The organism is Streptococcus sp. 29896, from assembly GCF_032594915.1.
GTDB lineage: Bacteria > Bacillota > Bacilli > Lactobacillales > Streptococcaceae > Streptococcus > Streptococcus suivaginalis.
In genome coordinates, this window is the sequence record NZ_CP118733.1 from 603,315 (window position 1) to 621,936 (window position 18,622).

Below are 18,622 nucleotides of genomic sequence, written 5' to 3' on the forward strand. Positions count from 1 at the left end.
AAGAGATGAATCTCAAAGAAGAAATAATAGCCTTGTCAAAGGAAATTGGGATTTCCAAGATTGGCTTCACAACAGCAGATGACTTTGCTTACTTGGAGAAATCCTTGCGGGCTTCAATTGAAGAAGGTCGGTCGTCTGGATTTGAACATAAAAATATTGAAGAGCGGATTAGGCCTCGCTTGAGCTTAAAGTCAGCAAGGACTATCATTTCAATTGCCGTAGCTTATCCGCGACACTTGCCTCAGCAGCCTCAGAAAACAGCTTTTAAGCGGGGAAAAATTTCTCCGAGTTCATGGGGGTTGGATTACCATTATATCCTGCAGGACAAGATGGAACGCTTGGCGAGAGGTATCGAGCAATTGACTCAAGGGCTAGAGTACAAGGCCATGGTAGATACAGGTGCCTTGGTTGACACGGCAGTTGCTCAGCGTGCTGGAATTGGCTTTATCGGGAAAAGTGGACTAGTAATTTCAAAAGAGTTTGGCTCCTACATGTTTCTTGGTGAGTTGATTACCAATTTGGATATCCAGCCTGATCAGCCTGTCGACTATGGTTGCGGAGACTGCAATCGCTGTGTGGATGCTTGTCCGACCTCTTGCCTCTTGGGAGATACGACTATGAATGCCCAGCGCTGTCTTTCGTTTCAGACTCAGGATAAGGGCATGATGGATGTGGAATTTCGCAAGAAAATTAAAACCGTCATTTATGGTTGTGACATCTGTCAGATTTGTTGTCCTTACAACAAGGGGATTTCCAGTCCACCACTAGTGGACATTGATCCCGACCTAGCACATCCAGAATTGCTGCCCTTTTTAGACCTATCAAATGGGCAGTTTAAAGAAAAGTTTGGCTTGATAGCAGGATCCTGGCGTGGCAAGAATATTTTACAACGCAATGCCATCATCGCATTGGCCAATAGTAATGACCGCTCTGCCATTCCCAAACTATTAGAAATTATTGATAAAAAACAGAATCCAGTCCACATGGCAACAGCTATCTGGGCTCTTGGACAGTTGGTCAAACGTCCCAATCAGGAGATGATTGATTTTATTGAAGGGATTTCGTCAGACAATCCAGATGTTTTGACGGAAAAGGAGGCCTTCTTAAAGGTCGCCAAAAACCTTCAAGTATGATAGAATGTTAAGAATTAGAAACGAGGTAGCTATGGATACAGCAGAAATTCGCCAGAAAATCGAACAACTTGGTGGTAAATTAACATCATTTAGGGGGTCTCTTTGACTTAGAAGGTCTTGAAGAAGAGATTGCCATCTTAGAAAATAAGATGACCGAGCCAGATTTTTGGAATGACAACCTGGCAGCCCAAAAAACATCACAGGACTTGAACGAATTAAAAGCAACCTATGGTAATTTCCACCAAATGATTGATCTGTTTGATGAAACAGAAATCTTATTGGATTTTTTGTCAGAAGACGAAAGCGTTCGAGAAGAATTGGTTGACAAGTTGGCTGAGCTTGATAAGTTGATGGCAAGCTACGAGATGACCCTCCTCTTATCGGAGCCTTATGACCATAACAATGCGATTTTGGAAATTCATCCAGGATCTGGTGGAACAGAGGCACAGGATTGGGGTGAGATGCTCCTACGTATGTACACACGCTTTGGAAATGCCAAAGGTTTCACTGTTGAAACGCTTGATTACCAAGCAGGGGATGAAGCAGGAATTAAGTCTGTGACGCTTAGCTTCACAGGTCCAAATGCCTATGGACTTCTAAAGTCGGAAATGGGTGTGCACCGTTTGGTACGTATCTCACCATTCGACTCTGCCAAGCGACGCCACACATCCTTTACTTCGGTGGAAGTCATGCCAGAGTTGGATGATACCATTGAGATTGAAATTCGTGATGATGAAGTCAAGATGGATACCTTCCGCAGTGGAGGAGCGGGTGGACAAAATGTCAACAAGGTTTCAACCGGTGTGCGTTTGACCCACCTTCCAACTGGTATTGTGACCCAGTCAACGGTTGACCGTACCCAATACGGTAACCGTGACCGTGCCATGAAATTGCTCCAAGCCAAGCTTTACCAGCTTGAACAGGAGAAGAAGGCTGCGGAAGTCGATTCTCTTAAAGGAGATAAAAAAGAGATTACCTGGGGAAGTCAGATTCGTTCCTATGTCTTCACACCTTACACCATGGTCAAAGACCACAGGACTGGACATGAAGTTGCTCAGGTAGACAAGGTGATGGATGGAGACATCGAAGGATTTATCGATGCTTACCTAAAATGGCGAATCAGCTAAAACTATAGAAAGGATTGTCAGAGGACAAGTTAGACCTATGCCAATTATTGAAATGAAAGATGTTTCCAAGAAATATGGAAACGGGACAACAGCCCTTCGCGGTGTGTCCATAAATGTAGAACCGGGTGAATTTGCCTATATCGTAGGACCTTCAGGTGCCGGTAAATCGACCTTTATTAAATTGCTTTATCGTGAGGAAAAAATCGATAAAGGGCAGTTAAAAGTTGGAAAGTTTGACCTATCAAAGATCAAAAAGAAAGATGTTCCCTTACTACGCCGTTCAGTCGGTGTTGTCTTCCAGGACTACAAGCTCTTGCCAAAGAAAACGGTCTTTGAAAATATTGCTTATGCCATGGAGGTTATCGGAGAGAAGCCACGCAATATCAAAAAGCGTGTCATGGAAGTCTTGGACCTTGTTGGTCTCAAGCATAAAATCCGTTCTTTCCCAAATGAACTTTCAGGTGGTGAGCAGCAGCGGATTGCTATTGCGCGTGCGATTGTAAACAATCCGAAAGTCTTGATTGCCGACGAACCAACAGGAAACTTGGACCCAGAGAACTCTTGGGAAATCATGCATCTGTTGGAGCGCATCAATCTGCAGGGTACAACTGTCCTGATGGCAACCCACAATAGCCAAATCGTAAACACACTTCGCCACCGCGTAATTGCGATCGAAGACGGTCGTGTGGTGCGTGATGAAGCGGAAGGAGAATACGGATACGATGATTAGACGATTTTTTAGACACTTTATTGAGTCACTAAAGAGCTTGAAGCGAAATGGTTGGATGACCATCGCTGCTATTTCTTCTGTGACTATTACCCTAACCTTGGTCGGAATTTTTGCTTCAGTGATTTTGAATACAGCAAAATTGGCATCTGATTTGGAACACAACGTTCGAATTAATGTTTATTTGCGTGCCAACTCGACAGACAACGATGAGACCATTGTCAACGATCAGGGGGAGACAGTAGCCAATCCAAACTACAAATCCATCTACAACCAGATTATGGCCTTGGACAATGTGGAAAGCGTAACTTTTTCTAGTAAGGATGAGCAACTGCAACAATTGACTGAGAAATTGGGAGATACGTGGAATCTCTTTGCAGGGGATGCCAATCCACTATATGATGCCTACATCATCGATACCACTGATCCTCAATACGTGAAAACAGTTGCAGAAAAGGTAGCACAAATTGATGGAGTGACAGAAGTCCGTGATGGAGAAGTTGAAACAGAGCGCATTTTCAAACTGGCAGATATGGTCCGGACATGGGGCTTTGCAGCGACTGCTCTCTTACTCTTCACAGCCATCTTCTTGATTTCCAACACCATTCGTATCACCATCATTTCACGTAGTCGTGAAATTCAAATCATGCGTTTGGTGGGTGCTAAAAACAGTTACATCCGTGGTCCGTTCCTTTTGGAAGGTGCATGGGTTGGCTTGTTAGGAGCCATTGCACCAGCAACTCTGGTTTATTTTGTCTATGAAATGGTCTATGCTCAAGTGAATTCAACTTTGGCATCTCAAAACCTATCCTTGATTGATAAATCCATCTTCATACCGGGTATGATCGGCAGCCTTTTCTTGGTTGGTATTGTCATCGGTTCACTTGGTTCGGTGATTTCAATGCGTCGTTTCTTGAAGATTTAATAAAAAGAAAAAAAGCCTAAGGGCTTTTTCTTTTTTATCTAAAAAATGGGTTGAAATTTTTCTCGTGGGCAACGGTTGTTGGAAAGCCGTGGCCCGGATAGACCTGGTAATGGTTGGGCAAGGTGAAAATCTGTTGGCGCACCCCTTGGATCAATTGGTCAAAATCACCTGTCGGTAAATCTGTTCTACCAATGGTTTCGCGAAAGAGGGCGTCACCTGAGAATACCCAAGCAGCTTCAGGAAAGACAAAGGACACACCGCCAATCGAGTGGCCAGGTGTTGGTACTACGGAAAAAGTAAACTCCCCAATCTGGTAAGGTTGGTCATACTGAAAGGTCTCTTCTGCAGGTTGGCAGATGACATCTTCCAAATCGGCATGACGATCGAGACCGGATAGGTTATCGATTGGTTGATAGAGCCAAGCAGCTTCGCTCTCTGCAACGTATACTGGTGGTTGCTTACATGCTGCTCGTAAGGCTTCCAGGCTCATGATGTGGTCGTAATGGGTATGGGTCAAGAGTACAGCTGCCACAGGTTTTGTTAGCTGGAGCAGTTGTTGATGGATACGTGACCAGTCACTCCCAGGATCGATCACAAGTAAATCTCGCTCTCCTTCTAAAATATAGGTGTTTTCTCTAGCAATAAAATTGGTAATGGTATGTAGTTTCATAAAACCTCCTGTCTCTGTAAGTGTATCAAAAAATGTATGAATTGGCACAAGTGAGGTCCTTATCTTCTAGATTTCTCTATTTGTTTAGTATGCTTTTGTAAGCTTTTCAAAATTTTGCTATAATGGGGAATATGAAAAACAGGATTCGTACAAGAAAATATGCCATTGTGGACTTGGAAGCAACCTCGAGTAGTTCCCTGGCAAAAATCATTCAAATTGGAATTGTCATTGTTGAGAATGGTCTCATCGTTGACCAGTTTGCTAGTGACATCAACCCACATGAGCCCTTGGATGATCATATCAAGGATTTAACAGGTATTAGCGATGAGCAGCTAGCTCTGGCACCAGAATTTGGTCAGGTAGCTGGGCAGATTTATTCTATGTTGGAAGATGCTGTATTTGTAGCCCACAATGTGCAATTTGATGCCAACTTGCTGACCGAAGCCTTGTTCTTTGAAGGGTATGACCTCTATATTCCACGAGTGGACACGGTCGAGTTGAGCCAACTTTTTTTCCCGCAATTTGAAAAATACAACTTGACCTATCTGGCTGAAGCCTTGAAATTGCCCTTGGACCAGGCCCATACAGCCATTTCGGATGCCCAGGCAACGGCGCAGCTTCTCATACGAATCCAGGAGAAGATTCTCAGTTTGCCTCGTCCGGTCTTGGTTCAGTTACTGCCTTTGGCGGATCATCTGCTCTACGAATCCCGTTTGGTCCTTGATGACCTCTTTGAGCAGGTGGAAGATGGGCTGGCAGCTAACTTAGAGTTGGTACACGGCTTGGTATTGAAAAAAAGAAAGCAGCATCAAGCTGAAAAATGTTTTTCTCAGGACTTTACGACTAATATTGGTCTCTTGGATATGGAACCAAGACAGGCTCAAGTTCGCTTTGCAGAAAAAATTGAGCAGCATTTGACCGATAATCAAGGGGTGCATTTTATCCAGGCAAAGGCAGGTATTGGTAAAACCCTGGGTTACTTATTGCCTTTGCTCAGTCAGGGCAAGCAAAAGATTTTAGTGACTGTTCCAACAAAAATCTTACAAGAACAGATCTTGGCCAAAGAAGGCCGCCTGTTGCGAGAGGTGTTTCATCTGTCTATTGCTTCGCTCAAAGCACCAGGTCATTTTTTGAAATTGGACTCCTATTGGAAGACCCTTCAGCGAGAAGATGAAAATCGTCTACTCAATCGCTTTAAGATGCAAATTTTGGTGTGGCTGTGTGAGACAGAAACAGGGGATCTGGATGAGTTAAAGCAAAAATACCGCTATCAGGCTTACTTTGATGAAATCAAACATGATGGTAAGTTGGACAAAGAGAGCCTGTTTCAGGGCTGGGATTTCTGGCAAGCAGTTCAAGAAGAAGCGGCTGCCAGTCGTCTCTTGTTAACCAACCATGCCTACTATTTGAGTCATTTGAAGGACCAGGATCCCTTGATGCAGGCAGATATCCTAGTCATCGATGAAGCGCAAAAAATCTTGCTAGCAGCAGAAGAGTTGGCAAGTCAAACCATTGATTTGACCAGTTTGATTCAATCCTTGCAGAGTAAGAAGGACCGATCCGATTCTCTATTGAGACGGCGTTTGTATGAAAGTACTTTATTTGAACTGAATAGTCTCTTGACGGATTTTCGCTCGACTGGACAGCGGGAAGTTACCAGAGATAAGTTAGAACAATTGCATCAAAATTGTTTGGAACTGGCAGATGTAGATCTGCTGGATTTGGAAAGAATGCTGGCATTTTATTCCTATTTTTGGTTGGAAGATCATTTCCAGAACGAGAAACGTATTGCTCATTTGCGGGCGAGTCGAGAGGAATTGTTGCAGTTGGCACGTTTGATTCCGAGTCCAAAGATTTTCTGTATCAGTGCGACTTTAGAGATTAGCAAGCAGGTGAGTTTGGCGGATTTGCTGGGCTTTCAACATGCGACTAGCGACTATTTGGAATCTGCTTTTCAAGACAATCAAGAACTGGTCTTCATCAAGGATTTGCCGGATGTGATTGGTTTGTGTCTGGAGGAGCATGCCTGTTTCTTGGTGCAGCAATTGGAGAAATTATTGGCAGGTCAGCAACCAATTTTAGTGCTCTTTACCTCTCGAGCCCTCTTGTTGGCTGTTTCTGATCTTTTGGAGTTAGAAGAGATTCCCCACCTTGCCCAATACAAACATGGGCAGGCAGACCATCTCAAGCGGCGATTTGAAAAAGGGGAGTCTGCTCTGCTTTTAGGGAGCGGCCTTTTCTGGGAAGGAGTTGACTTTGCTAACCTAGACCAGCTTGTCTTGGTCATCAGTCGGCTTCCCTTTGAAAATCCTCGCGACCGTTTTGTCATGAAAATCAATCAGCATTTGCGTCAGGAAGGCAAGCATCCCTTTTATGATTTTAGCTTACCTATGATGATGATGAAGCTCAGGCAGGCTATTGGACGGACCAATCGTCGTCCGAGTCAACTGTCCCAGGTCTTTGTTTTAGATAACCGCCTGCAAACCAAACGATATGGCAAACAGGTGGCGCGATTCTTGGCTCATGATTATTTGGTAACCGAGGCTTCGCTGGATCAGATTCCCTCTGTTATCCATCAGTTCTTTGATGAGTAGTGAAATGAATGGTAAGGTTTTTAGGACTGGTTAGAGTAAGGACTCGTGCTAATGGATAGATGTTAAGAAGAACTGGGCTTGCCCAGTTTTTTCCATCAGTTTGGGAAAGAATGGCTAAGCCTGTCGCAAGAAGAAGTGCCATCAGTTGCCATTCATTTTCTTTAGGGTGAAAATATGGTATAATTTTCCAAATATTAGTTTTGAAAGAGATCACTATGACAGAAGAAACGATTGTATTTAAAGTGGGGACGAGTTCTCTGACCCAAGAAAATGGCAGTCTGGACCGCATTAAGATTGCTCGGATTACCAATCAGCTAGCTCAGTTGCATCAGAAGGGCTACCAGATTGTGCTGGTGACGTCAGGCTCGATTGCTGCTGGTTTTCGGAGATTGGGATTTGACAAGCGACCGACCAAGATTGCGGAAAAGCAAGCTTCTGCGGCTGTTGGTCAGGGTTTGCTGATTGAGGAATACACGCAAAATCTAATGAAAGACGGCATCGTATCGGCTCAGATTTTGCTGACCCAGGATGATTTTGCGGATGCTAGACGTTATCAGAATGCTTCTCAGGCCTTGCAGGTCTTGCTCAAGCAACGGGCCATTCCCATTATCAATGAAAATGATACTATTGCCATTGAGGAGATCAAGGTAGGGGACAACGACACCCTGTCTGCCCAGGTGGCTTCTCTCTTGAAAGCAGACCTCTTGGTGCTTTTGACGGATGTGGATGGACTTTACACGGCCAATCCCAACAGCGATCCGACTGCCCAGCACTTGCCTCAAATCAAGGAGATTACGGAAGATTTGTTTGCCATGGCAGCAGGAGCAGGATCGTCCAACGGAACTGGTGGCATGACCACCAAATTGCAGGCAGCACAGATTGCGACCAAGTCAGGCGTGCCAGTCTTTATCTGCTCTTCAAAAGAGGACACTGCCCTCTTACAGGCAGTCACGCAGGCCAATCGTGGCACCCTCTTTTTAGCAGATGACCATGCTATGAACCAACGCAAGCAGTGGATGGCCTTCTACGCCCGAACAGATGCAGCGGTTGAAGTGGATGCAGGAGCCGTAGATGCCATGTTGCACCAAGGCCGCAGTTTGTTAGCTGCGGGTATCAAAGCTCTTGAAGGCGATTTTGAAGTGGGGCAGGTCGTGGAAGTTTACAGTCAGGCAGACCACCGTTTGATTGGTAAAGGGCGGGTCAAACTGTCCTCCAAAGACTTGCAGGACCAGTTAGCAAATGGCAGAGCAGAGGGCGTGCTTATTCACCGCAACGATTGGGTGAGCTTATAGTCATTCAGTTTTTCTTTTATTATTGTAACGAACGAGCAAACTGAAAGACTAACATAGGAGAAATTTATGACAACAACTCAAGCATTATTAGATAGTTTATTGGCCCATAAGGCTTCTATCAACCTTGCGACAACAGACCAGAAAAACCAGGCCCTGTCAGCTATGGCAGACCAGTTGGTTGCTCAGACGGAGGCAATTTTAGCAGGAAATGCCATCGACATGGAAAATGCCCAAGGCAAGATTAGCCAGGTCATGCAGGATAGATTGCTTTTGACAGCGGAGCGGATTGAAGCCATGGCAGATGGCATTCGGGCCTTGATTGACTTACCAGATCCTGTTGGACTAGTCTTGGAAGAATCCACTCGGGTAGACGGTTTGCAGATTCGCAAGAAGTCCATTCCTTTTGGTTTGGTGGGAATGATTTACGAAAGCCGTCCAAATGTGACCTCGGATGCTGCTGCCCTTGCAATCAAGAGCGGAAACGCAGTCATTTTGCGTGGAGGCAAGGAAGCCTTTCATTCGGCTCAGGCCATTGTCACAGCCCTCAAGGCTGGTTTGGAACAGGCTGGTCTTTCTCCAAAGGTCATCGAGCTGGTCCAAGACACCAGCCGTGCCTCTGCGACAGAGTTGATGACTGCCAAAGGCAAGATTGACCTCTTGGTGCCACGTGGCGGTGCAGGTTTGATTCAAGCCGTCGTTGAAAATGCAACTGTGCCAGTTATCGAAACAGGCACAGGCATCTGCCATGTCTATGTGGACAAGGATGCGGATTTGGATAAGGCCCTTCAGATTGTGGTCAACGCTAAAACCAGTCGTCCCTCAGTCTGCAATGCGGCGGAAGTCTTGTTGGTCCATGAAGAAATTGCCAACCAATTCCTACCTCGCTTGGAAGAAGCTCTGGCTGGTCAGGTGGAATTACGTGCAGACAGTCAGGCTCAAGCTATTCTCAACCAATCCACACCGGCAGGCAACCAAGATTTTGACACGGAATTTTTAGACTATATCATGGCTGTCAAGGTCGTTTCAAACGTAGAAGAGGCTATCAGCCACATTGCTCTACACTCGACAGGGCACAGCGAGGCCATCGTGACGGAAAACAGCCAGACGGCTGACCTCTTCACACTCCATGTGGACTCGGCAGCAGTCTATGTCAATGCCTCGACCCGCTTCACAGACGGTGGCGAGTTCGGTCTGGGCTGCGAGTTGGGCATTTCCACCCAGAAGATGCACGCCCGAGGTCCTATGGGTCTGCGTGAGATGACCACCTACAAGTATATCATCACAGGCGACGGCCACATTCGTTAGGAGGACAAGATGAAGATTGGATTTATCGGACTGGGCAATATGGGGGCGGCATTGGCTCATGCAGTCAGCCAGCTGCCAGAAACCCAGCTCCTCCTCAGCAACCATAACCCAGCAAAAGCCCAGGCTCTTCAAGAGAAGGTAGGCGGTCAGCTTTTTTCTAATGGGGAAATAGCAGAGCAGGCCGAGGTCATTTTCCTTGGGGTCAAGCCTCACCTGATTCAGTCAGTCTTGTCAGGCTTACAGGACCAGATTAGCCAGAATCCGTCAGCCATTTGGATTTCCATGGCAGCGGGCGTGACCCTTGAAAGCCTGTCAGAATATGTGTCGGCAGACAAACTCATCCGTATCATGCCCAATACACCTGTTGCTATCGGCCAAGGCATGACAACCTATAGCTTGGTCAATCCAGAGCTCGCTCCGCTATTGGAACAAATATTAGAAAAATCAGGCAAGGTCCAACAGGTGCCAGAGAGCCTGATCGACGCAGCAACAGCTATCGCAGGCTGCGGCCCTGCCTTCGTCTATCAGATGATTGAGGCCCTGACTGATGCCGGTGTGCAGAACGGGCTGACGGCTCAAGATGCCAAGGTTTTGGCGGCTCAAACTCTGGCAGGCACCGCTCAGATGGTCTTGGACAGCGACAAGCATCCGGCCCAGCTGAGACAGGAAGTGACCTCGCCAGGTGGATCGACTATCGCAGGCGTGGTAGCCCTTGAAAAAGAAGGCTTCCGTTACGCCATCATCAAGGCAGTCGCTGCTGCCCTCAAAAAGACTAGAAAATTAGGTCAAAAATAGAAGACAGCAAAAAACGGGACTTTTAATCCCGTTTTGTTTTTTCTTTGATCCATTGACTGACGTTGGACAGGGTTTTGCTTTGCTCTGCCTTGCGTTTTTGTTCTTGGACAAAATCTGCAAAGCTTTGCTTGACGCCATCCTTTTGGACCTTGTCCTGCAAATCATGCCATTTCTTTTTAAGGTTGCTGGAAGTCCGCTCGTAGTAGTCCTCAAGGATTTCTTCCTTGGACTTGTAATTACGGTAGAAAGCATTGCGTGACACGCCAGCTTTTTTTACTAATTCAGATATGGAAATCTGCTTTAAGTCCTTTTTTTCCATCAAAAAGAGCAGGGCAGTCTCAATCGACTCTCGGGTCAGTTGGTTCATCTCCTGGTTGGCCTTGGTCAAGTTTTTTAATGACTGGGGCGAAATCTTGCGCTCTGACATAGGGATCCTCCTTGTGACATCTGAAAGTAAATGCTTTCAGATGGTCTCCATTCATGATATAATTGTAAGGAAAGATACTTTGCTTGTCAAATAAAAATCGTTGAAGAAAGTAAGAATGTAAGGAAAAATCATGAAAAAATGGAAAATTGTTGCAGACTCTGGTTGTGATTACCGTCAACTGGATCAGTTGGCGCCAAACGCAGAATTTATTAGTGTTCCCTTGACCGTCCAAATTGGGGCAGAGACCTTCGTTGACCAGGCAGACTTGGATATCGACAAGATGATGGAGGTTATGTACGCTTCGTCTGAGGCAGCTAGTTCAGCTTGTCCGAGTCCTCAAGCCTACCAAGCAGCCTTTGAAGGGGCAGATCAGATTATCGTGGTGACCTTGACAGGGACCTTGTCTGGCAGTTTTAATAGTGCCAGAGTAGCACGCGACATGTATTTGGAAGAGCATCCAGATGCCAAGATTCATTTGATTGATAGCCTTTCAGCCGGAGGGGAGATGGATTTGCTGGTTACGGAGATTAATCGTTTAATTGCCTCAGGATTGGAGTTTGAGGAGGTCGTTTCAGCCATCACCACCTACCAAGAAAATAGCAAACTACTCTTTGTCCTTGCCAAGGTTGATAATCTAGTCAAAAACGGTCGCCTGAGCAAGCTAGTGGGAACTGTAGTTGGTTTACTGAACATCCGTATGGTCGGTGAAGCCAGCAGCGAAGGCAAGTTGGAATTGCTCCAAAAGGCGCGTGGTCATAAGAAATCTGTGACAGCAGCCTTTGAAGAAATGAAAAAAGCAGGCTATAAGGGTGGACGCATCATCATGGCTCACCGCAATAATGACAAGTTCTTTCAACAATTTTCTGATTTGGTCAAAGAAAACTATCCAAATGCCATCGTTGAAGAAGTGGCAACTTCGGGATTATGCTCTTTCTATGCAGAAGAAGGTGGTCTCTTGATGGGCTATGAAATCTAAAAAAAGGTAAGCAGGCAGAGGACCTGCTTTTTTCTATGCCATGTTTTGTCCTTTTTCTTGAACGACAATTTTAAATATGTTAATATATAAATAAAAGAGTCGTGAACAAAAAGCAGAAAGGAAACATATGGTGAAGCATTTTTCGAAAAGGTTAGTAGAGACATTTTCTATTCGGAAAACTTGTCTAGGAGTCGGTTCGGTATTGATTTGTAGTAGCCTATTAGCCAGTCTCCAAGGTGGGCAGTTGGTGCATGCAGAGCAACTAGAAAGTGCTGGCGAAGCCTTAACGCCTGCTCTGGCACTTGAAACAGACCATGAGCTAGCTCATCCTGTCCAAGGAGAGCAAGAGGAAGCTGTAGCAGTAGATTCGGTGGTTTTACAGGATGAGTCAGGATCTTCTTCTCCAGACCAGGAAGAGAAGCTAGCAGATCCAACCGAGCCCAACTTTTCCCAAGCAAGCGCTGGTGAGCGTCATTGGGTTAATCATGCCCAAGGTGCCCAGGTAGTTGCGGATAACCAGGAGAATGAATTTCCAGCTAGTCGAGCTGTCGATGGGATTATCAATCGTTCAGCAGCCAATCTGGACCAGTCGCGTTGGGGAACAGAGATGGGCACAGATGACCATCAACTTAAACTGGACCTAGGAAGTCCCAAGAGGGTGGAAGAAGTAGCCATCTACTGGGAAAGGGATAATGTCACAGGATTCCAACTGCAGGCTTCGGATGATAATCAGACCTATCGAACGGTTTACCGTAAAGCTGGCACAGAACATGTGGCACTCGATACTCGTTTTCAGCTAGAAGAAGCAGTTGAAGCCCGCTACTTTAAGCTCTTGATTGACCAGTATGACGGAGGTCAACTCAACTGGCCGTCCGTTTCACTCTATGAAATCGAGTTGCTGGGGCAGGCAGTCTTGACCAATTTAGCCAAAGGTAAATCAGTCCAAGCAAATGGTCAGGAAGTAGCCAATTTATCAGCTGACAAGGTAACAGATGGCAATGGGACAACACGATGGGCGAGTGACCGTGGCCATAGTCCAAAATTTATCCAGATTGATTTAGGACAAAGAGAGACCTTTTCCACAATCACGGTAGATTGGGAACGTAAAAATGCTTCCAACTATCGCTTCCAAGTATCAGATGATGGGCAACAATGGAGAGATGTCCTGATACGTACTCAAAAACCAAGTGACTTCAAGGAGATTTTTTCACTGTCAACTAGCCAAACTGGTCGCTATATCAAGCTAGTGATTGACCAGTTTGATGCGAGCGGGGAAACCAAAGATGGTCGGCAGGTTACCTGGGACACCGTTTCTGTTTATGAGATAGAAGTCTTTAAGGAAGCAGTTGTCGCACGTCAGGAAGAAAGTCTGAGGGACATTGCTGCACGATTGGAAATTCCAATCCTGACTAGGGACTTGACCCGTTGGAGTCTACCACAGGTTCCTCAAGGTGTCGAAATTGAATTTATCGGGGCAGATTTGGAGCAAATCCTGGATAGAGATTTAACTATTTACCGGCCACTTGTGGATACGACAGTTAGCTACAATTACCGTCTTCGACGAGGGGATCAGGTTTATGAGACACCTGCCAGAACAGTCCTGGTGGAGGGACTCTACCGAGTAGAAGAGTCGGATAATGCAAAGCTGACAGTCGCACCAGGTCTAGCCGAATGGAAGGGGCATACTGGCCATTTTCAAGCGCTAGCAACTAGCAGGATTGTTGTTAGTGAGGACGACCGAGAGGCCTTAGCCTACGCTGTCCAAAGTTTTAAGGAAGACTATGAAGCTATCACAGGAAGAAGCATTGCACTTGTTTACGGTGAGGCGCCACAGGCTGGCGATTTCTACTTTGAACTCAATGATCGTGATCCTGGCTTGAAAAAAGAAGGCTATCTCCTAACCATCGGAGACCATATTAAGGTGGAGGCCAATCAAGTTACAGGTGCATTTTGGTCCACCCAGACCCTCTTGCAATTGTTAAACCAAAATCCAGACCAGATTGCCAAAGGGATTGCCAGAGATTATCCTAAATATGAAACCCGTGGGTTTATGTTGGATGTAGGGAGAAAACCGATCCAGCTCTCCGTTTTGAAGGACATGATCAAAGCTCTCTCTTGGTATAAGTTCAATGACTTCCAGCTCCACCTCAATGATAATTACATCTGGGTTGAAGAATACCAACGCGAAGGCAATCCTTACGGTGCTTATTCAGCTTTTCGATTGGAATCAGACATTAAAGAAGGAGGCAATGGCGGTCTCAACAAGGCAGACCTGACAGCAAAGGATGTCTTTTACTCTAAGGCAGAATTTAAGGAGCTGATTGCCTTTGCTAAGAATCGGGGTATTCGAATTGTGCCAGAATTTGATGCGCCAGCCCATGCTCTAGCCTTTACCAAGGTTCGTCCAGATTTGACCATGACGGATCGAACAGTCAATCGATGGGCGGATCATCTGGAGGTTTCCAATCCAGAAAGTCTAGCCTTTATTAAGAGTGTTTGGGATGAATACCTGACAGGTGAGGATCCTGTATTTGAGGAAACCGACACCATTCACATCGGCGTGGATGAATTCGAAGGCAACAACGAAGCCTTTCGTGCCTTCACAGATCAACTCTTACGCTTTGCTATTGACCGAGGGAAAACACCGCGCTTTTGGGGGAGCTTGACTGCAAAACCAGGAATAACACCAGTCCGTGTGGAAGGTACGGAGATGAATATCTGGTCAACAGGTTGGGCAAGGCCAGCGGATATGTACCAGCTAGGCTACTCCTTGATCAATACCTTGGATGGGGATCTGTATATCGTGCCTGCAGCTGGTTACTATGCCGACTACCTCAATGCTGAGCGGCTCTACAATCAATGGGAAGTCAATAAGATGGGCAATACCATCATCCCTGCTGGTTCTGAGCAGATGAAAGGTGCTGCCTTTGCCATTTGGAATGATATGATTGACCGCCGTGCCAACGGTATCTTAGAACAAGATATCTACAAGCGTTTTGAGGCAGTACTACCAGCCTTGACGGCCAAGATGTGGGGCAACCGAGATGGAGGTAGCTATCGACAATACTTGGCTGCAGTGGAAGCCATTGGCAAGCCTGCCAATTACAATCCCCATCACCAGATCAACAGTCTTGGGGAGACTTTGCTGCATTACAAGTTTGATTTGGACAATTTAGAAGATTTTTCAGGTAATAATTTTGATGGGAGCCAAGAACATGCCATCTCATTTGCGGATGGTCAAGCAGGTCGTGCCTTGCGTTTAGCTGGCGGTTCTTCTTATTTCAAGACACCGCTTGAGAAAGTTGGTCCTCAGAACAGCCTTTCTGTCTGGGTAAAATTGGATGCTTCAGCTCAGGGCGAACAGATTTTGATGGAGTCAGGTCGAGATGCCATAAAACTGGTTCAAAAAGAAACTGGAAAAGTCGGTTTGTCCCTTGAAGGCTATGACCATTCCTTTAACTATACCTTGCCGAGGGACCAATGGGTTCATCTAACCTTTAAAGGTTCAATTGGTATGAGCCAGCTGTATGTCAATGGGGAACTAGTAGATACCCTTTCTCGTCAAGAAACCGGTGGCAAGCAGGTGAGTTTGACCTTGCCGACTGCCTATATTGGCAGTAAAGAGCATGCCATGACAGGCTTGATTGATCAGTTGCTTGTATGGCAAGACAAAGGGTTATCTAGTCTTCGTCCCGCTCGGCAAAATTGGCTTGTAAGTAGTGACAATGAAAATGCTGACGGACCAATTTCGATGGCATTTGACGGTGATAGTACAACAATCTGGCATACCCAGTGGCAGCCAGCCAAAAAGAACTTGCCTGCTACTATCTTGATAGACATGAAAGAAGCGCAGGACCTGGACCACTTGAACTATCTGCCACGGCAAACAGGGAACAATGGGCACATCACAGCCTATCAACTGTACGGCAAATTGCAAGAATCAGATGATTACCAACTCCTGAGCCAAGGTAACCTGCCAGACACAGGCCAAGAAAAGCAGATTCGCTTTAGTCCAAGGACGGTGCGGTATCTGAAGATGCTTGTTACGGATGGACACGGAGGCTTTGGCTCTGCTGCTGAATTGACACCCGCTAGCACCAACTATTCACAAGCCCTCAAGGAAAAAATCCTAGAAGCCGATGCCCACCTTCTTCTAGCGGCAGCCTATTCTCCAAGCAGTATCGAAGACTTAGAACAAAAAGTCAGATCAGCCAAGGCCTTGTTAGAAGATCAGGCAAGTCGTCAGTTGGTTTCGGAGAAAATAGCAGAGCTGACAGCAGCGATTGCCAACCTCAGTCTGAAAAAGGAAGAACCACAAGTTCGTCTGGAAAGACGGGAAGTTTTGGAAGAAATCGCCATTCCAGTTGAGAAAATTTCTGATGATCAATTGGCCCTGGGTGAAGAAGTGATTGAAAGCCAAGGCAGAGCTGGAAGCATTCAGAAGATTTTTGAAGACAGATATGAGGATGATGTACTGGTTTCCAGTCGCCTGGTTGATACCGTCCAAACAGCTGCCCAAGCCAAGCGCATACGAGTTGGAACTGGTCGTGCACAGCTATTGGCAAGAAAAGGTCAGCTAGTCGACCAATTACAGGCACTATTGGCAACGGACAGAACTAGTTGGAAGCCGTGGGATGAGCCAACTTTCCAAGAGAAGGTGGCGAGTCTGCGCACTCAATTGGAAGATCCTGAAGTCAACCTGGACCAGATTGAAAAAGAGCTTGAAAAGCTTATTCTTCTTCTGGAGAAAGGAGCAAGGAATCAATTGCCAGAAGGTCTGATACTCCCAAGTCTTACTATTGAGTATAGAAAGAGAGAAATAGAGAACAAGCTGTCTTATCCTAGTTTGATGGAGGAAGATCCAAACCTTCCATTGGGAGAGAAGAAAGTGATTCAAATAGGTCAAGAAGGTTTCTTGAACCAGCATTATGAAGACGTCTATGTCCAAGGGGAATTTGTCGCGAGCAGATTAGTGGAAACTAGCCAGCAGGATCCTTTACCAGAAATAGTGGCTGTGGGTAGTCGAGTGCTACTTAGTCAGAAGGATGAGCAAGTCAGTCCAGACATACAAGTGACTGCAGTGAGTGTTCCTCAGTTGCGAGATGAACAAAAACCAGTCTTTGAACAAGAAGCTCACAAACAAAGTAGCAGAAAACCTGTTGGTTCAGGCGAGACTGCTAGCCAAGCAAGACTACCAGAAACTGCAAGCAAAGACCAGTCAATCTTTGCTCTGGGTCTAGCATGTGGCCTTGTTGGAATCGGACTATCTTGTCAAAAGAGAAAAAGACACATAAGGTGAGAAAACCATTTGAACTGGCAAGTGCTTGCCTTTATTCATCAGACCAACAAAAAAAGAAAGTTGCATCAACTTTCTTTTTTGCTTAGCTTGGTTAGGAAAGATTGGATAGCTTGCGAATGGTTGTTGGGGAGCTGCAGGACAAGGTAGTTGAACTGCTTTCCCTTGTAGCAACGGACTCCCTCTACAAGCGGGACTGGGATAGGATGCTGATGAGGGATTTCAAGAATCATGCCATGGGGAGTAAAGCGAACGGCAAGGTCTAGGTGGCTGGCTGTGAGCAGCTTTCTCATCTGACTCTCCTCTTCTTGTCCCATCGTCACAAGGTGCCGAGTGTTACGGGCAAACATCCCGTTATCGATATAGAGGGACAAGGCTTTTTGCATGATGAGGTTAGTGTCGTAATCAATCAAACTCTTGTACTGCAAGAAGGGGGATAGTAGTTCTTGAGGGAGGGCGATGCCTCCCAATCGCAGAGCAGGAAAGAGAGTAGGCGTGAAAGATTTGATATAGATAACCCGCCCAGCTGTGTCCAAGTAATGGAGGGGCAAGTGCTTTTGCGCATCAAAGTCAGCCAAGTAATCATCTTCCACCAAATAGACCTGATAACGCTCAGCCAATTCAATAATCTTTTTCAGGCTGGCTAGATCATAGCTTGCCCCTAATGGGTTGTGGAGACGAGGAATGGTATAGAAAAATTTGATTTTACCTGTTTGAAAAATAGCTTCCAGTTCCTGCAAGTCAATGCCCTCAAAGGTTCGTTCAATTGTTTGGAAAGGTAGACCCTGTCGCTCCACCAAGTCTTGCATCCTATGGTAGGTAGGAGATTCGAGAAGAATATCCGTCCGCCCCTCACCAAAATTCATCTGGCTGAGGATATAAAGGGCCTGTTGGCTACCAGCTGTGATGACAAGCTGGTCTTTTTTTGTATAGACAGCATAATCAGCCAGCAAGCCTTGCAAGGAAATCCGCAACTCTTCCAATCCCTCCTGTTGGTGGTAGTGATTGAAGAGATAGTTTTCCCGACCAAGTAAACTCTCGGTCAGACAAGAGCGGAAGTCTTCATAAGGCAATTGTTGAAAGTCTTCCGGATTCAGCTCCACAGTCCGATCTTGAAAATCCTGATCTTCTAGGATGTAGTAGCCAGATTTTTCCACGGCATAAATCCGATGCTGGTACTTAAGTTCCAACATAGCTTTCTGGACCGTGTCCTTACTACAACCGTACTCTTTGCTTAACTGGCGAATAGAGGGCAGTTTCTGCCCTCGTTTGTACCGGTGGGTCTCAATTCCTTCAATAATATCTGCGACAATTTTTTGGTAAATACTCATCATCTGTCCCCGTACAGTTTTTCT

12 protein-coding genes and 1 pseudogene are annotated in these 18,622 nt (G+C 45.9%); 10 read left to right on the top strand and 3 right to left on the bottom strand.

All coding sequences use genetic code 11. The features are described from left to right. Positions 1-5: 5 nt before the first annotated feature. The 4 genes from queG to ftsX all read left to right on the top strand — a co-directional run bounded on the left by queG (position 6) and on the right by ftsX (position 3,912). Positions 6-1,133, top strand: a complete 1,128-nt coding sequence (gene queG, locus PXH68_RS02870; protein ID WP_208562098.1) for a tRNA epoxyqueuosine(34) reductase QueG — start codon at positions 6-8, stop codon at positions 1,131-1,133. A 31-nt stretch (positions 1,134-1,164) separates the two neighbouring features. Next, positions 1,165-2,260 (top strand): peptide chain release factor 2 gene (gene prfB, locus PXH68_RS02875; protein WP_248027536.1). Its coding sequence is split into 2 segments (ribosomal slippage): positions 1,165-1,236 and positions 1,238-2,260, totalling 1,095 coding nucleotides; the frame shifts between segments, so codons are not numbered across the junction. 37 nt (positions 2,261-2,297) lie between these two features. After that, entirely contained in the window at positions 2,298-2,990 is a 693-nt protein-coding gene (gene ftsE, locus PXH68_RS02880; protein ID WP_248027534.1) for a cell division ATP-binding protein FtsE, read from the top strand. Next, positions 2,983-3,912: a permease-like cell division protein FtsX gene (ftsX, locus tag PXH68_RS02885; RefSeq protein ID WP_248027532.1), complete on the top strand. Its 930-nt coding sequence runs from the start codon at positions 2,983-2,985 to the stop codon at positions 3,910-3,912. The genes ftsE and ftsX overlap by 8 nt, the downstream gene beginning before the upstream one ends. Positions 3,913-3,946: 34 nt before the next feature. On the opposite strand, the gene PXH68_RS02890 is transcribed toward ftsX, so the two are convergent. Continuing rightward, positions 3,947-4,582: an MBL fold metallo-hydrolase gene (locus tag PXH68_RS02890; RefSeq protein ID WP_205030500.1), complete on the bottom strand. Its 636-nt coding sequence runs from the start codon at positions 4,580-4,582 to the stop codon at positions 3,947-3,949. 131 nt (positions 4,583-4,713) lie between these two features. On the opposite strand from PXH68_RS02890, the gene PXH68_RS02895 reads away from it, so the two are divergent. The 4 genes from PXH68_RS02895 (at position 4,714) to proC (ending at position 10,568) form a co-directional block, all read left to right on the top strand. Then, on the top strand, positions 4,714-7,176 hold the full coding sequence (locus PXH68_RS02895; protein ID WP_248027530.1) for a bifunctional DnaQ family exonuclease/ATP-dependent helicase: 2,463 nt from the start codon (positions 4,714-4,716) through the stop codon (positions 7,174-7,176). Between the two features lie 215 nt (positions 7,177-7,391). Further along, positions 7,392-8,468 (top strand): glutamate 5-kinase, encoded by a 1,077-nt coding sequence (gene proB / locus PXH68_RS02900; RefSeq protein WP_248027528.1) that lies wholly within the window; start codon positions 7,392-7,394, stop codon positions 8,466-8,468. A 66-nt stretch (positions 8,469-8,534) separates the two neighbouring features. Continuing rightward, complete coding sequence (locus PXH68_RS02905) at positions 8,535-9,773, top strand: glutamate-5-semialdehyde dehydrogenase (protein ID WP_248027526.1); 1,239 nt, start codon at positions 8,535-8,537, stop codon at positions 9,771-9,773. Between the two features lie 9 nt (positions 9,774-9,782). Then, on the top strand, positions 9,783-10,568 hold the full coding sequence (gene proC / locus PXH68_RS02910) for a pyrroline-5-carboxylate reductase (RefSeq protein ID WP_248027524.1): 786 nt from the start codon (positions 9,783-9,785) through the stop codon (positions 10,566-10,568). Positions 10,569-10,737: 169 nt separating this feature from the next. On the opposite strand, the pseudogene PXH68_RS02915 reads toward proC, so the two are convergent. Further along, positions 10,738-10,995, bottom strand: a pseudogene (locus tag PXH68_RS02915) (TetR/AcrR family transcriptional regulator); the annotation flags it as partial. A gap of 130 nt (positions 10,996-11,125) precedes the next feature. Between PXH68_RS02915 and PXH68_RS02920 the strand changes: the two are divergent. Together PXH68_RS02920 and PXH68_RS02925 are read left to right on the top strand one after the other, a co-directional pair. Continuing rightward, positions 11,126-11,971: a DegV family protein gene (locus tag PXH68_RS02920; RefSeq protein WP_248027522.1), complete on the top strand. Its 846-nt coding sequence runs from the start codon at positions 11,126-11,128 to the stop codon at positions 11,969-11,971. A 202-nt stretch (positions 11,972-12,173) separates the two neighbouring features. After that, positions 12,174-17,270: a discoidin domain-containing protein gene (locus tag PXH68_RS02925; protein ID WP_316715850.1), complete on the top strand. Its 5,097-nt coding sequence runs from the start codon at positions 12,174-12,176 to the stop codon at positions 17,268-17,270. A gap of 65 nt (positions 17,271-17,335) precedes the next feature. Here PXH68_RS02925 and PXH68_RS02930 read toward each other — a convergent pair whose 3' ends face one another. Beyond that, positions 17,336-18,598, bottom strand: a complete 1,263-nt coding sequence (locus tag PXH68_RS02930; protein ID WP_248027600.1) for an aminotransferase-like domain-containing protein — start codon at positions 18,596-18,598, stop codon at positions 17,336-17,338. Positions 18,599-18,622: the final 24 nt, after the last annotated feature.

Bases quoted from the DNA above. Each gene is read 5' to 3' on its own strand.
- ftsX (WP_248027532.1), top strand. From the start codon at position 2,983: ATGATTAGACGATTTTTTAGACACTTTATTGAGTCACTAAAGAGCTTG.
- PXH68_RS02890 (WP_205030500.1), bottom strand. From the start codon at position 4,582: ATGAAACTACATACCATTACCAATTTTATTGCTAGAGAAAACACCTAT.
- proC (WP_248027524.1), top strand. From the start codon at position 9,783: ATGAAGATTGGATTTATCGGACTGGGCAATATGGGGGCGGCATTGGCT.
- queG (WP_208562098.1), top strand. From the start codon at position 6: ATGAATCTCAAAGAAGAAATAATAGCCTTGTCAAAGGAAATTGGGATT.
- ftsE (WP_248027534.1), top strand. From the start codon at position 2,298: ATGCCAATTATTGAAATGAAAGATGTTTCCAAGAAATATGGAAACGGG.
- proB (WP_248027528.1), top strand. From the start codon at position 7,392: ATGACAGAAGAAACGATTGTATTTAAAGTGGGGACGAGTTCTCTGACC.
- PXH68_RS02920 (WP_248027522.1), top strand. From the start codon at position 11,126: ATGAAAAAATGGAAAATTGTTGCAGACTCTGGTTGTGATTACCGTCAA.
- PXH68_RS02895 (WP_248027530.1), top strand. From the start codon at position 4,714: ATGAAAAACAGGATTCGTACAAGAAAATATGCCATTGTGGACTTGGAA.
- PXH68_RS02930 (WP_248027600.1), bottom strand. From the start codon at position 18,598: ATGAGTATTTACCAAAAAATTGTCGCAGATATTATTGAAGGAATTGAG.
- PXH68_RS02905 (WP_248027526.1), top strand. From the start codon at position 8,535: ATGACAACAACTCAAGCATTATTAGATAGTTTATTGGCCCATAAGGCT.